General features: G+C 65.5%; 14 protein-coding genes. 8 read left to right on the forward strand and 6 right to left on the reverse strand.

Annotated elements, in window-relative coordinates:
- Nucleotides 1-107 precede the first annotated feature (107 nt).
- Nucleotides 108-2,369, reverse strand: a complete 2,262-nt coding sequence (locus tag ACZ1JV_RS23070) for a S9 family peptidase (protein WP_465150676.1) — start codon at nucleotides 2,367-2,369, stop codon at nucleotides 108-110.
- 549 nt (nucleotides 2,370-2,918) lie between these two features.
- Here ACZ1JV_RS23070 and ACZ1JV_RS23075 point away from each other — a divergent pair.
- Nucleotides 2,919-6,314, forward strand: coding sequence for a glycosyltransferase (locus ACZ1JV_RS23075; protein WP_465150677.1), 3,396 nt, complete (start codon nucleotides 2,919-2,921; stop codon nucleotides 6,312-6,314).
- A gap of 66 nt (nucleotides 6,315-6,380) precedes the next feature.
- Here ACZ1JV_RS23075 and tenA read toward each other — a convergent pair whose 3' ends face one another.
- Nucleotides 6,381-7,043: a thiaminase II gene (gene tenA, locus ACZ1JV_RS23080; protein WP_465150678.1), complete on the reverse strand. Its 663-nt coding sequence runs from the start codon at nucleotides 7,041-7,043 to the stop codon at nucleotides 6,381-6,383.
- A 124-nt stretch (nucleotides 7,044-7,167) separates the two neighbouring features.
- Between tenA and ACZ1JV_RS23085 the strand changes: the two genes are divergently transcribed.
- The 3 genes from ACZ1JV_RS23085 to ACZ1JV_RS23095 all read left to right on the forward strand — a co-directional run bounded on the left by ACZ1JV_RS23085 (nucleotide 7,168) and on the right by ACZ1JV_RS23095 (nucleotide 9,270).
- The gene (locus ACZ1JV_RS23085) at nucleotides 7,168-7,806 is read left to right on the forward strand and encodes a GNAT family N-acetyltransferase (RefSeq protein WP_465150679.1); all 639 of its coding nucleotides are present in this window, start codon (nucleotides 7,168-7,170) and stop codon (nucleotides 7,804-7,806) included.
- A gap of 185 nt (nucleotides 7,807-7,991) precedes the next feature.
- Nucleotides 7,992-8,459 (forward strand): lyase, encoded by a 468-nt coding sequence (locus tag ACZ1JV_RS23090; RefSeq protein ID WP_465150680.1) that lies wholly within the window; start codon nucleotides 7,992-7,994, stop codon nucleotides 8,457-8,459.
- A 199-nt stretch (nucleotides 8,460-8,658) separates the two neighbouring features.
- Complete coding sequence (locus ACZ1JV_RS23095) at nucleotides 8,659-9,270, forward strand: hypothetical protein (RefSeq protein ID WP_465150681.1); 612 nt, start codon at nucleotides 8,659-8,661, stop codon at nucleotides 9,268-9,270.
- Between the two features lie 67 nt (nucleotides 9,271-9,337).
- Here ACZ1JV_RS23095 and ACZ1JV_RS23100 read toward each other — a convergent pair whose 3' ends face one another.
- From ACZ1JV_RS23100 to ACZ1JV_RS23110, 3 genes are read right to left on the reverse strand one after another with little or no spacing between them, the layout of a single operon-like run.
- On the reverse strand, nucleotides 9,338-10,723 hold the full coding sequence (locus ACZ1JV_RS23100; RefSeq protein ID WP_465150682.1) for a sensor histidine kinase: 1,386 nt from the start codon (nucleotides 10,721-10,723) through the stop codon (nucleotides 9,338-9,340).
- A complete protein-coding gene (locus ACZ1JV_RS23105) occupies nucleotides 10,720-11,406 on the reverse strand; it encodes a winged helix-turn-helix domain-containing protein (RefSeq protein WP_465137457.1) in 687 nt (228 codons plus the stop codon). The genes ACZ1JV_RS23100 and ACZ1JV_RS23105 overlap by 4 nt, the downstream gene beginning before the upstream one ends.
- Before the next feature lie 43 nt (nucleotides 11,407-11,449).
- Complete coding sequence (locus ACZ1JV_RS23110; RefSeq protein ID WP_465137456.1) at nucleotides 11,450-11,917, reverse strand: PDZ domain-containing protein; 468 nt, start codon at nucleotides 11,915-11,917, stop codon at nucleotides 11,450-11,452.
- A gap of 182 nt (nucleotides 11,918-12,099) precedes the next feature.
- On the opposite strand from ACZ1JV_RS23110, the gene ACZ1JV_RS23115 reads away from it, so the two are divergent.
- Genes ACZ1JV_RS23115 through mprF form a run of 3 tightly spaced genes read left to right on the forward strand, consistent with a single transcriptional unit; the run spans nucleotide 12,100 to nucleotide 15,927 of the window.
- Nucleotides 12,100-12,879 (forward strand): AcvB/VirJ family lysyl-phosphatidylglycerol hydrolase, encoded by a 780-nt coding sequence (locus ACZ1JV_RS23115; protein WP_465150683.1) that lies wholly within the window; start codon nucleotides 12,100-12,102, stop codon nucleotides 12,877-12,879.
- Nucleotides 12,876-13,313: a DUF2147 domain-containing protein gene (locus ACZ1JV_RS23120; protein ID WP_465150684.1), complete on the forward strand. Its 438-nt coding sequence runs from the start codon at nucleotides 12,876-12,878 to the stop codon at nucleotides 13,311-13,313. The genes ACZ1JV_RS23115 and ACZ1JV_RS23120 overlap by 4 nt, the downstream gene beginning before the upstream one ends.
- A 31-nt stretch (nucleotides 13,314-13,344) precedes the next feature.
- Nucleotides 13,345-15,927 (forward strand): bifunctional lysylphosphatidylglycerol flippase/synthetase MprF, encoded by a 2,583-nt coding sequence (gene mprF / locus ACZ1JV_RS23125; RefSeq protein WP_465150685.1) that lies wholly within the window; start codon nucleotides 13,345-13,347, stop codon nucleotides 15,925-15,927.
- Between the two features lie 120 nt (nucleotides 15,928-16,047).
- Here the strand turns inward: mprF and ACZ1JV_RS23130 are convergent, their stop codons facing one another.
- The gene (locus tag ACZ1JV_RS23130; protein WP_465150686.1) at nucleotides 16,048-16,389 is read right to left on the reverse strand and encodes a hypothetical protein; all 342 of its coding nucleotides are present in this window, start codon (nucleotides 16,387-16,389) and stop codon (nucleotides 16,048-16,050) included.
- Between the two features lie 275 nt (nucleotides 16,390-16,664).
- Here ACZ1JV_RS23130 and corA point away from each other — a divergent pair, with 275 nt between their 5' ends.
- Nucleotides 16,665-17,630 carry a magnesium/cobalt transporter CorA gene (corA, locus tag ACZ1JV_RS23135; RefSeq protein ID WP_465150687.1) on the forward strand — a complete coding sequence of 322 codons (966 nt, stop codon included), beginning with the start codon at nucleotides 16,665-16,667 and terminating at the stop codon, nucleotides 17,628-17,630.
- Nucleotides 17,631-17,815 lie beyond the last annotated feature (185 nt).

Raw genomic sequence — 17,815 nt, forward strand, 5'->3', positions numbered from 1 at the left:
GGAGTCGCGAATCCCCTATCAGATGCATTCGTCTGCGCAAATAACCGTTGCGTGTCCGCAAGGTAGCGGTCCGCACGGGCCAGTCAGCCCGCGCGGACCGCCAATTGTTAGTCCGGCTTCACGCCGTGCCGGCCGAGGAAGGCGAAGATCGTCTCCCACACGTGTCGCGCGGTGCTGCCGCGCACGGCCGAATGCGTCTGCCCCGGATAGAGCATCATTTCGAACGGGGTGGACGAGGTCTGCATCTTGGCAATCAGCGCGGTGCTGTTTTCGAACACCACGTTGTCGTCCGCCATGCCGTGGATCAGCAGCAGCGGATCGGCGATCTTCGGCGCATTGTCCACCGCATCTGCCGCGCGGTAGACCTCGGGCTGTTTGCGCGGATCACCCAGGTAACGCTCGGTATAACTGGTGTCGTAGAGTTCCCACTTCGTCACCGGCGCGCCGGAAATGCCCGCGGCGTAGAGGCCGGGATCGGTTTCCAGCATCTTCAGCGTCATGTAGCCGCCGTAGGACCAGCCATAAGTCGCGATCTTGGCCGGATCGACGAAAGGCAGCGTCTTCAGGTATTTCGCGCCCGCGCGCTGGTCGGCCACTTCCACCGTGCCCATGGCATTGCGGATCTGGCTTTCGAAGGCGACGCCGCGATTGGCGCTGCCCCGGTTGTCGAGGCGGAAGTAGATGTAGCCCTTCGCCACGATCGCCTGCGGCAGCGCGCCCAGCCAGCCCTTCGAGACCGTCTGCGCGTGGGGGCCGCCGTAGTGTTCGAAGAACACCGGATAGCGCTTGCCCGGCTCCATCTTCGGCGTGATCATCAGCCAGTGCAGGTCCGACCCGTCATCGGCCTTGACCGTGCCGAACGTGGTTTCGCGGTGCGCGGCCATGTAGGGCGCGTAAGGATGCGTGCCCTCCACGCGGTTTTCCTCGACCCAGGCCAAACGCTTGCCGGCGGCATCGGCGACATAGCTCTGCGAGGGCTGCGTGGAGGAGGAACGGGTGATGTAGAACGTCGTCGCATCGGCGCTGGCGACGGCGGCATTGGCAAAGCCGGTATCGGTCAGGCGCTCCGGCGCACCCGGCTTGGTGAGATCGAGCGCGTAAAGCTGCGGGGCCAGCACGCTGTCCTTGGTGCCGGTGAAGTAGATGCGCCCCTTTCCTTCATCCACGCCGACAAGGCCGGTGACGACCCAGCGGCCCGAAGTCAGCTGGCTGAACTTGCCGTCCTTGAAACGATAGAGGTGGCCGAAACCGTCCCGTTCGGACCACCAGATCAGGCTGCCGTCCTTCAGGAAACGGTAATTGCTGGAAAGGTTTACCCAGCTTCCCTTCGGCGCGTTCTCGGTGAAGAGCACGCGGCTCTTGCCAGTCTGCGGATCGACCGCAAGCATGTCGATCCGGCTCTGCGCGCGGTCCTCGCGCTGGACGTAGAGCGTGCGGCCATCGGGCGCCCAGTCCACGCGGGCAAGGTAGATGTCGGGATCGCTGCCGAGGTCCACCTTCACCAGCCCCGAACCGTCCGGGTTCATCAGGTGCAGCGAGACCAGCGCATTGGGCGTGCCGGCGGCGGGATAGCGCTGCTCGAAAGTCTTGGTGCCCTCCGCGCCGATAGCGGCGCGGGTGACGACGCCCACCGGGGCTTCATCGAAGCGTTCGACGGCGATGCGGCTTTCCTCCGGGCTCCACCAGTAGCCGGCGAAGCGGTCCATTTCTTCCTGCGCGACGAATTCCGCCTCGCCCCAGTGGACGGTCTTGGCGGATTCCTCAGGCGTCACGGCCTTCGCATCGCCCGACAGCGTGCCAACCCAGAGCCGCTGGTCGCGCACGAACGAGAGGTAGCGGCCGCGCGGGCTGAGCGCGGCGTTCAGCTCGTCCTCGGGCGAGTCGGTCAGGCGGCGGATCGAACCGTCGAGCGTGGCGAGCCAGAGGTCGCCATCGAGCGGGACGAGGATCGCCTTGCCGTCCTTGGTCCAGCTATAGCTGACGATACCCTTCAGGCTGCCCACGCGCTTGCGTTCGCGCTGCATCTTCTCAGCCTCGGAGAGTTCGCGGCCCGAGCCGAGCTTGAGCGAATCGACCAGCATCCGCCATTCGCCCGTCTGACGGTCGTAGCCCCAGAGGTCGTAGCGCTCGCGATCCTCGGTGCGGTTGCGCAGCAAGGTCAGCCAGCGGCCATCGGGCGAAATCTTTACTTCGCGCGGGGCCGGACCGTCCAGCGAGGGGCTGGCGAAGACGCGTTCGAACGTAAGGGTGTTCTGCATGGCGGGCGCACTCTTTGCAGGCTCTGCCGAATAGGCGACGGAAGGGGCGAAAGCGGTCGTCGCCAGCAGCAGGCTGGCCAGCCCCGCCCGGAACGTCAAACGCGTGGTCACTGGGTATCTCTCCGTGGTTTCGTCCTGACCGACCGAGAACCGGCGGCGCGACGCGAGAACCCTCAGATGCGGACGACCCGAGGGGGAACGCAGCAGCGATAGCGGGGCCGAGGCGGAATTGCACCCATGAAGGACGCAGCATCGCTTCCCACTCGACCAACACCTCGTCGCCCCCGCGAAGGCGGGGGCCCCGCTTCCTTTCCGCCCCGCCGCAAGAAAAGCGGGATCCCCGCATGCCCTTCGGGCAGTTTACCCTGAGCGGCCGGCCTGCCGGCCAGCCGAAGGGCGGGGATGACGGGATTTGGTGAGCCAGTGATGGATGCAAAAATCCGCTGCGAAACCATCACATGAATCTTTTGTAACCTCGCCTCCACCGCCGCTCCATCCCCGGACGGGCAAAAGGACCATGCGATCCGGGAACCACAGTCTGACAGTCGCACCCTCGTCATTGCCCCTGGTTCCCGGATCGCACCCCCGAAAAACCCTGAAACCGGGCGGCTCCCCTTAGCCGCCCGGTCCCCTTTCGAGGGGGCACTTGCGAGACTGGCCGTGTCTGCACCGATCTTCTTCGACCCCACCGGAAACCGCCGTGTCCGTGTCCGCAGGTTCGGGCTGCTCATGCTGCTGGTGGCGCTGGCCGCCTCGGCCGTGTTCGCAACCACCGTGGCCACCGTGCCGGCGCCGCCGCCGCTGCCGATCGCTTACGAGCACGCACAGCCCCTGCCCTTCCGCGCGCAGATCGGGCACCTGACCCGCCGCGCACGCAAGTTCCTGTTCGGCCCCGCCACCCCCGCACCGACCCCGGCGGCAAAGCCGATCACCGTGGGCTTCTACACCCCGTGGAACGATGACAGCGCCACCTCGCTGGAACGCCATATCGACCGGCTGGACTGGGTGGCCCCGGCCAATCTCTCGGTAGACGACAAGGGCGCTCTGAAGATCGAGGCGGACGCCCGTTTCGACCGCATCATGGCCACCGCGCTGCACCGCCCGCTGGTGATGCCGGTGCTGCAGAACACGCAGGACGGCGAATGGCAGGGCCCGCAGACCGCCGCGCTGCTGGCCAACCCCGCGCGCCGCCATGCGCTGGAAGCGCAGACGGTCGCCTATCTCGACAAGACCAACGCCGCCGGCGTGATGGTCGACTTCGAAACGATGCCCGCCGCCAGCCTGCCCAGCCTGCGTGTGTTCCTGAGCGAACTGCGCGCGCAGATTGCGCCCAAGCACCGCCTCGTCTCGGTCACCATGCCGATCGACAACCCGGACTGGTCCACCCGCGCCTTCGCGCAAGTGGCGGACCGTCTGGTGCTGATGGCCTATGACGAACACTGGCAGGGCGGCACCCCCGGCCCGATCGCCTCGAACCCGTGGTTCGTGCAGAAGCTGCAGGGCGCGCTCGCCGGCCTGCCGCGCGGCAAGGCGATCGTGGCGCTGGGCGAATACGCCTATGACTGGCACGACGGCAAGGCAGACAGCCTGACGGTCGAAGAAGCCTGGCTCTCCGCGCATGACAGCAGCACCACGCCGCAATACGATCCGATGAGCGGCAATGCCGGTTACTCCTTCGTCGACGGCAGCCGCCATGACGTGTGGATGCTGGACGCCGCCGCTTCGTGGAACCAGATGAAGATCCTCTCGCGCCTGGGCGTGGGCGACATCGCCCTCTGGCGCCTGGGTTCGGAAGACCCCGGCTTCTGGAGCGCGGTCAAGGCGTGGCACACCGGTGGCCAGCTGCCCAACCTGAAGCCGCTGGTGCAGGCCGCCAATGTCGACGTGGAAGGCCAGGGCGAAATCCTGCGCGTCACCGCCACGCCGCAGGACGGCACCCGCGCCGTCAGCTTCGACAAGACCAGCGGCATGGTCTCGGCCGAAACCTATCAGGTTCTGCCCACCCCCTATGTCGTGAAGCGCACCGGCGCCCTCAACAAGCAGGTCTCGCTGACTTTCGACGATGGCCCGGACCCGACCTGGACGCCGAAGATCCTCGCGATCCTGGAACAGAACCACGTCCCCGGCACCTTCTTCATGGTGGGTGAGAACGCGCTGACCAATCGCGACCTCGTGAAGCGCATCGCCGACGATGGCGACGAGATCGGCAACCACAGCTACACCCACCCCAACATGGCGGAAGAAGCCGCCACAGGGATCGGGCTGGAACTGAACGCCACCCAGCGCCTGATCGAGGCGACCACCGGCCACTCGATCCGCCTGTTCCGCGCGCCCTACTTCGGAGACGCCGAGCCGACGACGGCCGACGAACTCGGCCCCGTCGTCGTCGCGCAGCAGCACGGCTACACCGTGGTCGGCCTGCACGTCGATCCGGACGACTGGAAGCGCCCCGGCGTCCAGCACATCATCGACAGCACCATCGAACAGGTGGAATCGGCCTCGCCCGACCGCAGCGAAAACGTGATCCTGCTGCACGATGGCGGCGGCGACCGTTCGCAGACCGTGGAAGCCCTGCCGATCATCATCCAGCGGCTGCGCCAGGACGGCTATACCTTCGTGCCGACCTCCAAGCTGGCCGGTCTGACCCACGATCAGGTCATGCCCAAGGTGGACGGCGTGGACCTTGCCGCCGTGCGTGCCGACGTCGCCCTCTTCGCGGTGCTGGCGGGCATTCTGGCGGCGCTGAACTGGACCTTCTTCTTCGCGATCTCGCTGGGCGTGCTGCGCTCCATCGGACTGGCCTCGCTCGCCACCATGCTGCGCCGCCCGCAGCCGATGGCGGCGCCGGCCGATACCTGCGATCCGCTCGTGACCGTGATCATCCCCGCCTATAACGAGGAGCGGGTGATCGAAGCCTCCGTGCGGCGCGTGCTGGAAAGCGACTATCGCCACTTGCAGGTGATCGTGGCGGACGACGGTTCGAAGGACCGCACCAGCGCGATCATCGCCGATGCCTTCGCCGACAACCCGCGCGTCGAACTGCTGACGCTGGTGAACGGGGGCAAGGCCGCCGCACTCAACCGCGCGCTAAAACAGGCGCGGGGCGAGATCGTGGTCGCGCTGGACGCCGATACCCAGTTCGAGCCGGAGACGATTTCCCGCCTCGTGCGCTGGTTCGCCGATCCCGCCATCGGCGCGGTGGCCGGCAATGCCAAGGTGGGCAACCGCGTCAACCTCGTCACCCGCTGGCAGGGCGTGGAATATGTCACCGCGCAGAACCTCGAACGCCGCGCGCTGACCAAGCTCGATGCCATCATGGTCGTGCCCGGCGCGGTCGGTGCATGGCGCCGGGAAGCGCTGGACGAAGTCGGCGGCTATCCCGAAGACACGCTGGCGGAAGATCAGGACCTGACCATCGCCATCCAGCGCAAGGGCTGGAAGGTCGCCTACGACGAAGAGGCCGTGGCCTGGACCGAGGCGCCGGAAAGCTTCCACGCGCTTTCCAAGCAGCGCTTCCGCTGGTCGTTCGGCACGCTGCAGTGCCTGTGGAAGCATCGCGGCACGCTGAGGAAGGGCCGTCCCTCGGGCCTGGCCTTCATCGGCATGCCGCAGGCCTGGCTGTTCCAGATCGTCTTCGCGGTGATCTCCCCCGCGATCGACCTGGCCCTGCTGATCTCGATCGGCGGCACCGCGCTGCGCATCTCGCAGCATGGCTGGGCCCAGACGCAGACCGATGTGCTGCGCATGGGCGCCTATTGGCTGGGCTTCACCTTGGTGGACCTTGCCTGCGGCTGGGTTGCCTATCGGCTTGACCCGCGCAAGGAGCGGTTCCGTCCGTTCCTGCTGCTGGCCCAGCGCTTCATCTATCGTCAGCTGATGTACAGCGTGGTGATCCGCGCGGTGGGCGCCGCCTTTGCCGGCAAGGGCATCGGCTGGGGCAAGCTGGAACGCACCGGCCGCGTCAATGCCATGCCGGCTGGAGCAACCCCGGCCGCCAGCCCCGCGGTTCCGTTGGCCGCGACGGACACCCGTCCCGAACTTGAAACGGCAGGCTAACCCTCGGCCTCCCGACCAGGAAGGGGCCCTTCGCCAGAGCGGAGGGCCCCTTTTCTTATGCGGCGATCAGATCGGCCAGCCGGCCCGGCGATAGGCGGAATCCCAGAACATCCATTCGTAGCGGGCGGCATAGCGGAAGGCCGTCGCCATCGCCTCACGCGTGGCCGGGGTGGCCGCCTCCGCCGCCGCATCGACCAGCGCGCGCACACGGTCCGTCGCCTCTCCGAACGAAGGCGCGGCATAAGTCTCGATCCACGCGGCATAGGGATTGGGCGAGGCGGCGCGCGGTTTCACATGGCAGCCGACTTCCCAGTAGATCCAGAAGCACGGCAGGATTCCGGCGATCAGTTCCTCATAGCTGCGCGTCGCCGCCAACGCGGAAAGATAGCTGGTATAGGCCAGGCATTCGGGCGACGGCGCACTGCCGTGCGCCATTTCAGGGGTGACGCCGAACTGCGCGAAAAAGGCCTGATGCAGCGCCTCCTCCACCTGCACCGCCACTTTCGCGCCGTCCGAAAATTCCAGCCGCCCGGCCGCCGAAGGCGCCCGTGCTGCAGCCAGCGCCAGCACACGGGCATATTCGGCCAGATAGAGACTGTCCTGCACGATGTAGTGACGGAAACTCTCGCCCTCCAGCGTGCCCTCGGCCAGCTCGGTCAGAAACGGATGGTCCAGGATCGCCCGGCGCAGCGAGGTGAGTTCTTCCCAGATCGTGTCGCAAAAGCTCATGGCGCGGACTTCCTTCGGCGGCAAATGACGAACCCGCCGCGCTTAGGAAGCGGATGAAAAGCCGTCAATCGCGCGGCGTAGACATTGCGATGGACGGGATGCAGGCCTCTGATAGTCTGGAAAAATGTCGAACGATTCCAACCTCCCCTCACTGGTCGCCGCGTGGCTTTCGGCGCGATCCGTAGGCCGGGGGCTGCCCCTGCCCGTTGCCGACCGAGGCGGATTGCGGGTGGACACCGGCCTTCCCGCCGAGACGCGGCGCTGGGTCTTCACCAGCCTCTGCGAAGGGCTGCGCGAAATCGGCCGCGAAGTGGCGCTGCCGCGCCACCCGATCAAACTGAGCGGCCCTGCCGACGAACTGATGGCAGCGCTGCCGGCGGGGTGGCAGCTTCAACCGCAAGGCTATTTCATGGTCTGGCGCGAAGCGAGCGGCACTCCAAGGCCCTTGCCCGCCGGCTACCGTCTGGAAACCGAGCGGAACGGTGCGGCGATCTCGTTGCGCGTACTGGCCCCGGACGGCGATCCGGCAGCGAGCGGCCACGGGGTCGAAGCCGCAGGCGTGTTCATCTACGACCGGATCGAAACCGCCCCCGAACACCAGCGGAAGGGGTTGGGTAATGCGGTCATGAACGCACTGAGGGCGCAACGGAGAGATACCGCCCTGCCCCAACTTCTCGTCGCGACGGAGGAAGGCCGCGAGCTTTACGAAACGCTGGGCTGGAGCGTGCTTTCCCCGTTTTCGACGGCAGCAATACCAGGCTGATCAGAGGCGAAGACCTCCGGTTTTCCCGCCCCCCGCCCGGTACCACCCTCGCCCATGCTGAGCCTGTCGAAGCATGGGAACCTGGCGCCGCTCCTCGGGGCTTCGACAAGCTCAGCCTGAGCGGATTTGGATGGCAGGAATTATGGGGGAGCGGACATAAACGGAATTCGGATTAACACGGTCAAATGCAAGCTGCCTACGAGCCCTCATCACCATTTCTCGTCCAAGTATTGAACGGCGAAGTACCGTTGGTTGGAAGTGAATTTGCGGAAGCAAACCTGCGTCGTGTGATCGGCTTCGTTGCTGACGAGGACGAGACGAACCGAGACTGTGCAGTGCTGATTATTAGGGATCTCGACGTTGATACTCCTGCTATCAGAGCTGCTTTAATCGCTGGCGCCGATGACCCCGTGGAACGGGTTAGCGCAGAGGCGATCCGTGGGCTGGCCCAGAAGGACAAGGATCTTGCACTTCCTTACGTCCAGCGCGCGCTTGCGCGTCCACGTGCCATGATAAACATATTCGAGGCAGCGGCGATTATAGCGCACCCATCCCTGGTGGAGTCGTTGAAGAGGTTTGCGTTACGCTCTGAGAATGACTGGACCGATAATGTGCTGGCAGAGGCCATTGCGGCCTGCGAAGCTGGCCAGTGAGCGTCCGCAAGGTCGGCGGGTCCGGTCAGGCCGGTTTCGGATTAAACCCCCGCAACGCTGGCATCGGGTTTGGTGGAGGTATGACGTTCACCATCGGCTCCCCATCGCCGCCTCCTTTCCTCAAAATTGGAATCGTAGGCGTCGAGAAATCTAAGACCTACTCAGAGAGAATTAATCGAATTCGCGGCATAAGTTTCCGATGCAATTGGAAACCATCCTCAATGAGCATTACGAAGCCCTCGCGCGACAACTCGCGCGAATTGAATGGGGTATGTGCGACAACGAAGTAGATAGGGTGCGGATCGTCGATCACCTTGGTGACAACAATCACAATGCACCTTGCGACATGCTTTCGCGGTTAGGCGTCATGGAAGTGTCGGTTATCGTCGACGGGTGGCCGCTCAGCCATAGTTTCCCCGCCGGCTGGTCTCCGACTGATGATTTCGCTCTAGTTCGCCATCCAGGAGAGCCCCTAGCCCATGATTTGTGGCTTGGCCTTACATTTTGGATACATTGGTTTTCAGACTATTCTAGTGGCGCCAGTCGCGCATGCCCGGATTCCCCAGATCCTCATTTCAGTGTTCTCGGCCATTTCTCACAGGAATGGAAAGAATACCTGATTTGGGCCGTCCGAGGAGCTTGCCATATCTTGTCTGCGCTTGAATTAGGGGGGTGGAATAATGACGGTGCCTTTCGCACCGAACCTCATACTACGGTCGATAGCGTGGAAGCCTATTGGTCATCTAAGCGGGACATGATCCACGCACTTGGAAATGAGAAGTTACTCTACCCTCTCACTGACTTGAAATGATTGTCACAAGCATTTCTGCGTCCGCTTTGTCGGCGGATGCGGACTGGCTGCTTTCCGCCCAAAACGATTAACCCGCGCCCAGCACTAGCCGCACTTCCAGCCCTCCGCCCAAGGCATCGGCAAGTTCGACCCGGCCATCGTGCAGTTTGGCGACCGCTTCCACCAAGGCAAGACCCAGCCCCGATCCCGCCACTGCGCGCGTGGGGTCGAGGCGGCCGAAGCGTTGGAGGGCGGCTTCGCGTTGTGCTTCCGCGATGCCCGGGCCGTCGTCGCGCACGCCCAGCACCATCTGGCCTTCCTGCCGGTGACCGAACAGCGTGATCCGGCTGCCGCCCTCGGCATATTTCACCGCGTTGTCGACCAGATTGCCCAGCGCCTGCACCATAAGTTCGCGGTGGAGCAGGCAGGTCAGTCCCTCCGGCGCCTCGGCAGAGAGGGTGAAGCCTTCGTCCTCCGCATAAGGCTCGTAAAGCGTTGCAAGGTCTTCCAGGAACGGGGCCAATGCCGTCTGCTCGAAGCGTTCGCGGCCGATGCCGGCCTCCGCCCTGCCGATCTGCAGCGCGGTCGTCAGGATGCGGGTCAGCGTATCGGCTTCGGCCAGTGCGCGGTTCATCGCCGCTTCCGCTGCCGGGTCGTGCGCCTCCACCGCCGCCTGTTCCAGCGCGGCGCGCAGGCGGGTGACGGGCGAGCGCAAGTCGTGCGCCAGCCCTTCGGCCACCACGCGCAATTCGCCCACCAGCGTTTCGATGCGGGCGAGCATCACGTTGATCTCGCCCGCCAGTTCATCGAAGGCATCGCCCGAACCGTCCAGCGGCACGCGCGCGTCGAAAGCGCCGCTGCCGACGCGGTGCGCGGTCTGCGCCATGTCGTGCACGCGCCGCCCCACCAGCCGCGAGGTCAGCACCGCCACCAGCATCGTCAATGGCAGAGCCAGGAACAGCGCCGCGAACAGGGCCTGTTCAAAACTGCGCTGAAGCCTTAGGTCGCGCCCGGTTTCGACGCCCGCGAGCAGCATCGATCCATCGGGCAGGCGCACTTCGGTGAGCATCATCTGCTCGGGCTGGGGATAGTCGCTGCGGTAGAGCGTGGTCGAAAACCAGTCGCCCCGCTGGTCTCCGCGGGGCGGCAGCGCGTCCAGATTGCCGGTCACGCGCTGACCGTCCGGCGCGGTGAGCAGCATTACCGGCGCGCGCCGCCCTTCGGCGCGCAAGCGGGTGTCTATGGTAGTGCGCAGGCCTGCCAGCCCGCCATCCTCGAAGGCGGCGAGCAGGTCGTCGCGCAAATCCTCCACCAGTGCGTGCTGTTCGTCATGCACGCTCTGCTGGCTGGAAATCCATACGAAGGCCAGCACGCCGCCGGTGGCGACCAGCTGGAACAGCACCACCGGAACGAACAGGCGAAACGAGGTGGAGCGCAGCAGCCGCGCCACGCGCCGCCGGACCTTTTCCCTCAAGCCGAAACGCCCAGCCGATACCCGGCCCCGCGCACGGTGTGCAGCAGCGGGCTCGCCCCGTCTTCATCCAGCTTGCGGCGCAAACGGCTGACGTGCACGTCGATCACATTGGTGCCTGGGTCGAAGTGATAGTCCCACACCGCTTCGAGCAGCATCGTACGCGTCACCACTTCGTCGACATGGCGCAGGAAGTATTCCAGCAGGCGGAATTCGCGCGGCTGCAGATCGATGGCGCGGCTGCCGCGCTTCACCTTGCGGGCCAGCAGGTCCATTTCCAGATCGCCGCAAGTCAGCCGCGTCTCCACCGCCGGCTGGCTGACGCCGCGCTTCACCAGCAGGCGCACGCGGGCCAGCAGTTCGGCGAAGGCGAAAGGCTTGGTGAGATAGTCGTCCGCGCCGGAGGTCAGCCCGGTCACGCGGTCGTCGGTCGATCCCAGCGCCGAAAGCACGATCACCGGCGTCTCGATCCCGCCCGCGCGCAAGGCCCCGAGGACCGACATGCCATCCATCTGCGGGATCATCCGGTCCAGCACGATCGCATCGTACGTGCCGTCGCTGGCAAGGAACAGCGCGTCACGCCCGTTGCCGGCCCGGTCGACCACGAAGCCTTCCTCGGCAAAACCCTTGACGATGTAGATGGCAGTGGCCTCGTCATCCTCGACCACCAGCAGCTTGTGCCCCATGCCTTGCTTTCCCGCCTCCGCCAGCATTGAACGCTCCGGCAGATCAGGGATTGCCGGACTGCGGCGTACCGGCAAGGTCGATCCTGCGGACCGCCCCCAGATGCACCACATCCAGATGCATAGGCTGCCGCCCGCGCTCAGACAACTCCTCCGCCAGCGACGAGAACGAGGTCGGCTGCCGGCCATCGACATGGACGATACGATCGCCCACCACCAGCCCGGCATGTTCGGCATAGCCGTCCGAGCGGACGGAGGTGATCACCAGCCCCGGCTTTCCATCAGGCAGATCGTCGGCGGTGAAGTCCAGCACGCGGTGGCTCGCCTCGTCCCGCGCGGTGTTGTCCTGCACGGATACGGCATCGGGGCCGCCCAGCCCGAAATGGTGCTGCGCCCAAAGGTCGCCCCAGGTCAGCGCGCCGGTCACGACCAGCAGCGCCCCCAGCATCGGCAGGAGGTCCAACACGCGGTTCTTGGCGTCGGAATCTCTATGGGTGTCGTCAGCTTCGGTCATCGAACGGAAAAATCCACGCCTCCGGCACGCGATAGTCGATACACGATGGTCGATACGCGAAAGCCGGCGGCTCAAGCACACCCTTGCCCTTACGTATCGCAGTGCCAGCGGCGATTGTCACATTAAGGAAATTCCATGTTCGCTCCACGCTGCGGCAAGGACCGTGGGCGCAGGGAGGCAGCATGAACAGGGCTGCAACATTTCAGCGAAAGAGCCGAAGGAAAGGGCGTTACGCGCTTGTCGCGATCGTGGTGATCGTGCTGGGCGTGATCGGCTGGCTGGCATGGCTGGGCGCTTTCGACGCCAGCCCGTTCCGCCAGCTTCCCGCAGGCGGCGATGCCCGCAAGGACTATGCCGCCGTGCTGATTTCGGGCGACATGGGCCCGCGTGCCGGCATGGGCGCCCCAGTGGCACAGGGCCTTGCCGAACACGGCGTCGCCACCGTCTCGGTAAATTCGCTGAACTATTTCCGCGTGCGCCGCACCCCCGCCGAAGTGACCGCGATGATGGCGCAGGCGATCCGCGATGCGATGGCGCTGGGCCATGTCGACAAGGTTGTCGTGCTGGGCCAGTCGTTCGGAGCAGACATGGTCCATGTCGGTCTGGAGAACCTGCCGGCAGACTTGCGCGCCCACGTTGCGCTGGTGGTGCTGACGGTGCCGACACGCACGGTGTTCCTGCGCGTATCCCCGCTGGAATGGCTGGACAAGACCACGCCCGACGCGCCCGCCATCGTCACCGCACGCAAGCTGGACTGGGTGCCCGTGGTCTGCATCCGCGGCGCGCAGGAGACCGACAGCCTCTGCCCGCTGCTGCACCTTCCCCACCTTACCCAGCTTGCCCTGCCCGGCGACCACTACCTCGAACACGACGCCGACCGGCTGTTCACGACCCTGCGCACCGTGATCGCCGGCCATTTCCAAACCGCCAAGAGCCTGAATTTCCCGGAGTCCACTTCATGACCCGCCGCATGACCGCCCCCTTCCGCACCCTTCTTCTGGGTCTTGCACTGGCGACAGTCGCTCCCGCCGGGGCCGTGCCGACGGTGGCACAACCCGCCACGCTCAATCCGTTTGGCCGCTGGCTCAATCCGGCGGGCGACGTGGAAGTCTCGGTCGCGCCCTGCGGCGCACTGCTCTGCGGCACGGTGACATGGGTAGGCGGACAAGCGCTGGCCGACGCGTCGGATGCCGGGGTGCAGCACCTTGTCGGCACCCAGCTGCTGCAAGGCTATCGCCGTCAGGATGCCGGCAACTGGCAGGGGCAGGTCTTCGTGCCCGACATGGGCTCCACCTTCTTCTCGCGCATTCACCAGCCCGATGACGGCCACCTGAAGATCAGCGGCTGCATCCTGCATGGACTGCTCTGCAAGTCCCAGGTCTGGACGAGACGATAAGCGATCCGGGGGGAACGGGGATGCGACAACGATGACCATGCCATTGCAGAAACGCCTGACGCACCTGAAACCGCTGGCTCATAAGCTGGCGGTTCCCGCACAACTGGCGCTGGCGGCGCTGGTGCTGCTGCTGGCCGGGATCTGCCTGCACCACATGGCGACCCGGCTGGACCTTCACGCCGTATTGCGCGATGCCCGCGCCCTGCCCGCGTGGCGGCTGGCGGCAGCGCTGGGCTTCACGGCCGCAAGCTACCTGCTGCTGACCATCTATGACGTCATGGCCCTGCGCGCGATCGGCAAACCGCTGCCCTGGCGCACAGCGGCGCTGGCCTCTTTCACCAGCTATACCGTCAGCCACAATCTGGGCTTCGGCATCATCACCGGCGCCGCCGCGCGCCTGCGCGTCTATGGCGCGCGCGGGCTGACGACGGGCGATGTCGCCCGCGTGACCGCCATCGCCGGGGTCACGTTCTGGGCCGGCGTGCTGGCCTCCGCCGCGCTGGCGCTGCTGGTGCATCAGCGCCCGCTGGTGGTGGCAGGCCATGTCCTGCCGCTGGCGATGCAGCACGCCACCGGCGCCGGTCTGCTGGCGCTGCTGGGGATCGTCGCGCTGATCGGCAGGCGCTGGCACCTGCCCGGCCCCGCCGGCATGGCGCGCATGACCACGGTGGCGCTGGCCGATATCGGCGCCGCCTGCGCCGCGCTGTTCGTGCTGCTTCCCCATGCTGCCCCCGCGCTCTATGCGCCGTTGCTGCTGGCCTATGTACTCGCCATCGTCGTCGCGCTGGTAAGCCACGTTCCCGGCGGGCTGGGCGTGTTCGAGGCGACCGTGGTCGCGCTCTGCCCGCAAGTGCCGCCGGGGATGCTGCTCTCCGCTCTGCTGGTCTACCGCATCGTCTACTACCTGCTGCCGCTGGCCGGTGCGCTGGTTCTGCTGCTGCATCACGAACATGCCCGCTGGAAGCGTCCTGCCGGCCTTGCCCTGAAAGCGGGCGAGACGATGCTGACCGCGCTCGCCCCACGCGTGATCGCGCTGCTCGTCTTTCTCGGCGGCGGCGTGCTGCTGCTTTCGGGCGCGACGCCTGCCTTGCCGGAGCGCATGGCCGCCATCCGTGGTATCGTTCCGCTACCCTTCGTCGAAGCCAGCCAGATCGCCGCCAGCCTTGTCGGCACTTTGCTGCTGGTGCTGGCCCCGGCGCTCTACCGCCGGCTGGACGCCGCCTTCATCCTGACCCGCGCGCTGCTGGTGGCAGGCGCGGTGTTCTCGCTGGTCAAGGGCCTGGACTACGAAGAGGCGATGACCCTGCTGGCCGTCGCCGGCGTTCTGCAATTGGCACGCAAGGGCTTCTGGCGGCGCACCGCGCTCACCACCGATGTGATGAGCGCCAACTGGATCCTCGCCATGGTGGCGACGATCACACTGGTGATCGTGATCGGCTATTTCACCCAGACCTTCCCCGCCTATCGCGGCAGCCTCTGGTGGAAGTTCGCATGGTCGGGCGATGCCTCCCGCTACATGCGCGCCAGCTTCGCGGTGGCGGTGGCGACGGGCGCCTTCGTCGTGCTGGCCCTGCTGCGCCCGTCCAGCCACTGCGCACGGCCCGACGAGGCGCCGGTGGACGTGGACGAGGCGTTGACCCACGCCGTCCGTTCGGAATCGATGCTGGCGCTGACCGGAGACAAGCTGTTCCTGGCCGGGCCGGACAGCCGCAGCCTGCTGATGTATCAGGTGCGCGGCCATTCGTGGATCGTCATGGGTGATCCGGTGGGCGATGAGGCCGACTGGCCCGACCTGCTCTGGCGCCTGCGCGAACGGGCGGACGCCAATCAGGGCCGCGTGCTGCTCTATCAGGTGACCCCCGCCGTGCTGCCCATCGCCATCGACATGGGCCTGCAACTGATGAAGTACGGAGAGGAAGCGCGCGTGGACCTCGCCCACTTCTCGCTGGACGGCCCCGGCGCCCGCCCGCTGCGCCACGCCATGCGCCGCGCCGAGCGCGAGGGCGCGGAATTCGCCATCGTTCCCGCCGCCCGCGTGCCCGCGATCATGGGCGAACTGCGCATGGTCTCCGACGAGTGGCTCCACGCCAAGGGCCAGCGAGAGAAAGCCTTCAGCGTCGGCCGCTTCGACGAGGCCTATATCGCCCGCTGCGACATTGCCGTGGTGCGCAAGCAGGGCACGATCGTCGCTTTCGCCAACCTCTGGAAGACGGCGGGGCGCGAGGAACTTTCGGTAGACCTCATGCGCCACCGCGCCGAAGTGCCCTATGGCTGCATGGACTTCCTGTTCACCCGCCTGATGCTCTGGGGCCGGCAGGAGGGCTATGCATGGTTCAACCTCGGCCTTGCCCCGCTATCGGGCATCGAGGCCCGCCGCCTCGCCCCGACATGGGCCCGCGCGGCCGGGATGCTGTTCCGCCACGGCGCCGCGTTCTACGGCTTCGAGGGCCTGCGCAACTACAAGGAGAAGTTCTCTCCGGTATGGGAACCGCGCTTCATCGCCTGCAACGGCGGCGTCGCAACCGGCCGCGCGCTGCTGGACCTGCAAGCGCTGATCGGCGACGGACGAAGTGTGGGGAGACTGCGCGGAGGGCAGAGGAAGACCGGTTCGTAAGGTCGTCCCAACGACCAACCCAAATACTCCCGTCGCCCCCGCGGAGGCGGGGGCCCCGCTTGTCTTTGCGAGGCCGGAGAGGAAGCGGGATCCCCGCCTTCGCGGGGATGACGAGGATGGTTAGCTGCCGTTCCTGCGGAGCGTCTTGTCGATCATCCAGACGTGAAGGAGCTGGATGACAACGAATAAAGCGCCAATCCCGATGAGTGTCGGAACCACCATGCCTTCTTGGCCAAGCCTGGGCTGCACGCAGAGTGACAAAACTACAAAACTCAGAAGCACGCAGATTGCCAACGTCGGAATAAACGCAAGGGCCACTGGCCGCGGCGCTGACCACGTCACGTTACCGTCCAGCCACCACTGCATCGGCAATCGATCTTCAAGACGAAACCGAACGTTTGCCGATCGCGCCAGACCGAAAAGCGCCAAAGCAAAGAGAACAGCAATAATGACCAGGGCCATGCGCCAACCTCCGAGACCGCATAATATCATATCGGGTAACAGCGGCTAGGGAGGCTTTAGCAGCCGTAGCGTTCCCCCACACCGCTGGGACTCACACCGCTACACTTCGCAAGTTTCGCCCCTCTCCCGCAAGATGGAGGGGCCGGGGCTGAGCTTTCATCACCTCCCCCATTCCGAACAAAGAACTTCTCCACTTCGCCCACCGCACAGACAGTTGTCCCGCACCGTGACCTGTCGCTAATGTCACGCCCCAAGCCCCTCAACCGGGACCAGAAATGACCGTCATCGCCGCCCAGCTCTACCACAACGGCCGCTCTGCCGAGCCCGTGTCGCTCGAAAGCTGCCCGCCCATGCGGCAGGACGGGGACTTCGTGTGGATCGGCCTCTACGAACCCAGCGAGGCCGAACTGCGGGCCGTCCAGAAGACCTACGGCCTGCACCCGCTGGCGGTGGAAGACGCGCTGAAGGCGCATCAGCTGCCCAAGGTGGACGTCTATGGCGATCAGCTGTTCGTCGTTGCCCGCACCGCGCATCTGGAAAACGACACGATCGTCTACGGTGAAACCTCGATGTTCGTGGGCCCGCATCACGTGATTTCCGTTCGCCACGGCTCCGCCCGCGCGCACACCACGCTGCGCGCCCAGCTGGAGGCGGCGCCGACGCTGCTGCAGCACGGGGTGGACTATGTGCTGCACGCGATCCTCGACTTCATCGTCGATGGCTACCTGCCGATCGTCGAGACCATCGAGGAGGAAGTGCTGGAGATCGAACGGCAGGCGCTCGACGCATTTCTCGATCGCGAGCAGGTGATGCGCCTCTTCGCGCTGCGCCGCGAACTGATCCGCTTCCAGCGCGTGCTGGGGCCGATGGGCGAAGTGTGCAGCAAGCTGGTCCACCTCGACATGCCGTTCCTGGATGCGGCGGTGAAGCCCTATTTCAGCGACGTGTTCGACCATGTCCGGCGGGTGGAATCGATGGTGGCGAACTTGCGCGAAGTGCTCACCTCGGTCTTCGAAGTCAGCCACCTGCTGGAATCACAGCGCCAGAGCGAGATCACCCGTCAGCTCGCATCCTGGGCGGCGATCCTGGCAGTGCCGACCGCCATCGCCGGCATCTACGGCATGAATTTCGAGAACATGCCCGAACTGCACACCCGCTATGGCTATTTCATCGTCTTGGGCGTGATCGCGGTGCTGTGCGGCGGCCTGTTCAGCTGGTTCAAGCACACCAGGTGGCTGTAGAGCATTTTCTAATCAGGTGGAATCACCTGATGACTCGGAAAATGCGCCAAACCAAAAACTTAGAGCAGTCAACCCGGCGCAGTCGGGTTGAAAACTGCTCTAAACGAAATGGCTCCGAGCAGACCGACCTGCCCGGAGCCATCAGGGGACACATAAGATAAACACGCGGATCTGGGCGAAGTTCC

This window comes from Novosphingobium sp. BL-S-19 (genome assembly GCF_055521675.1).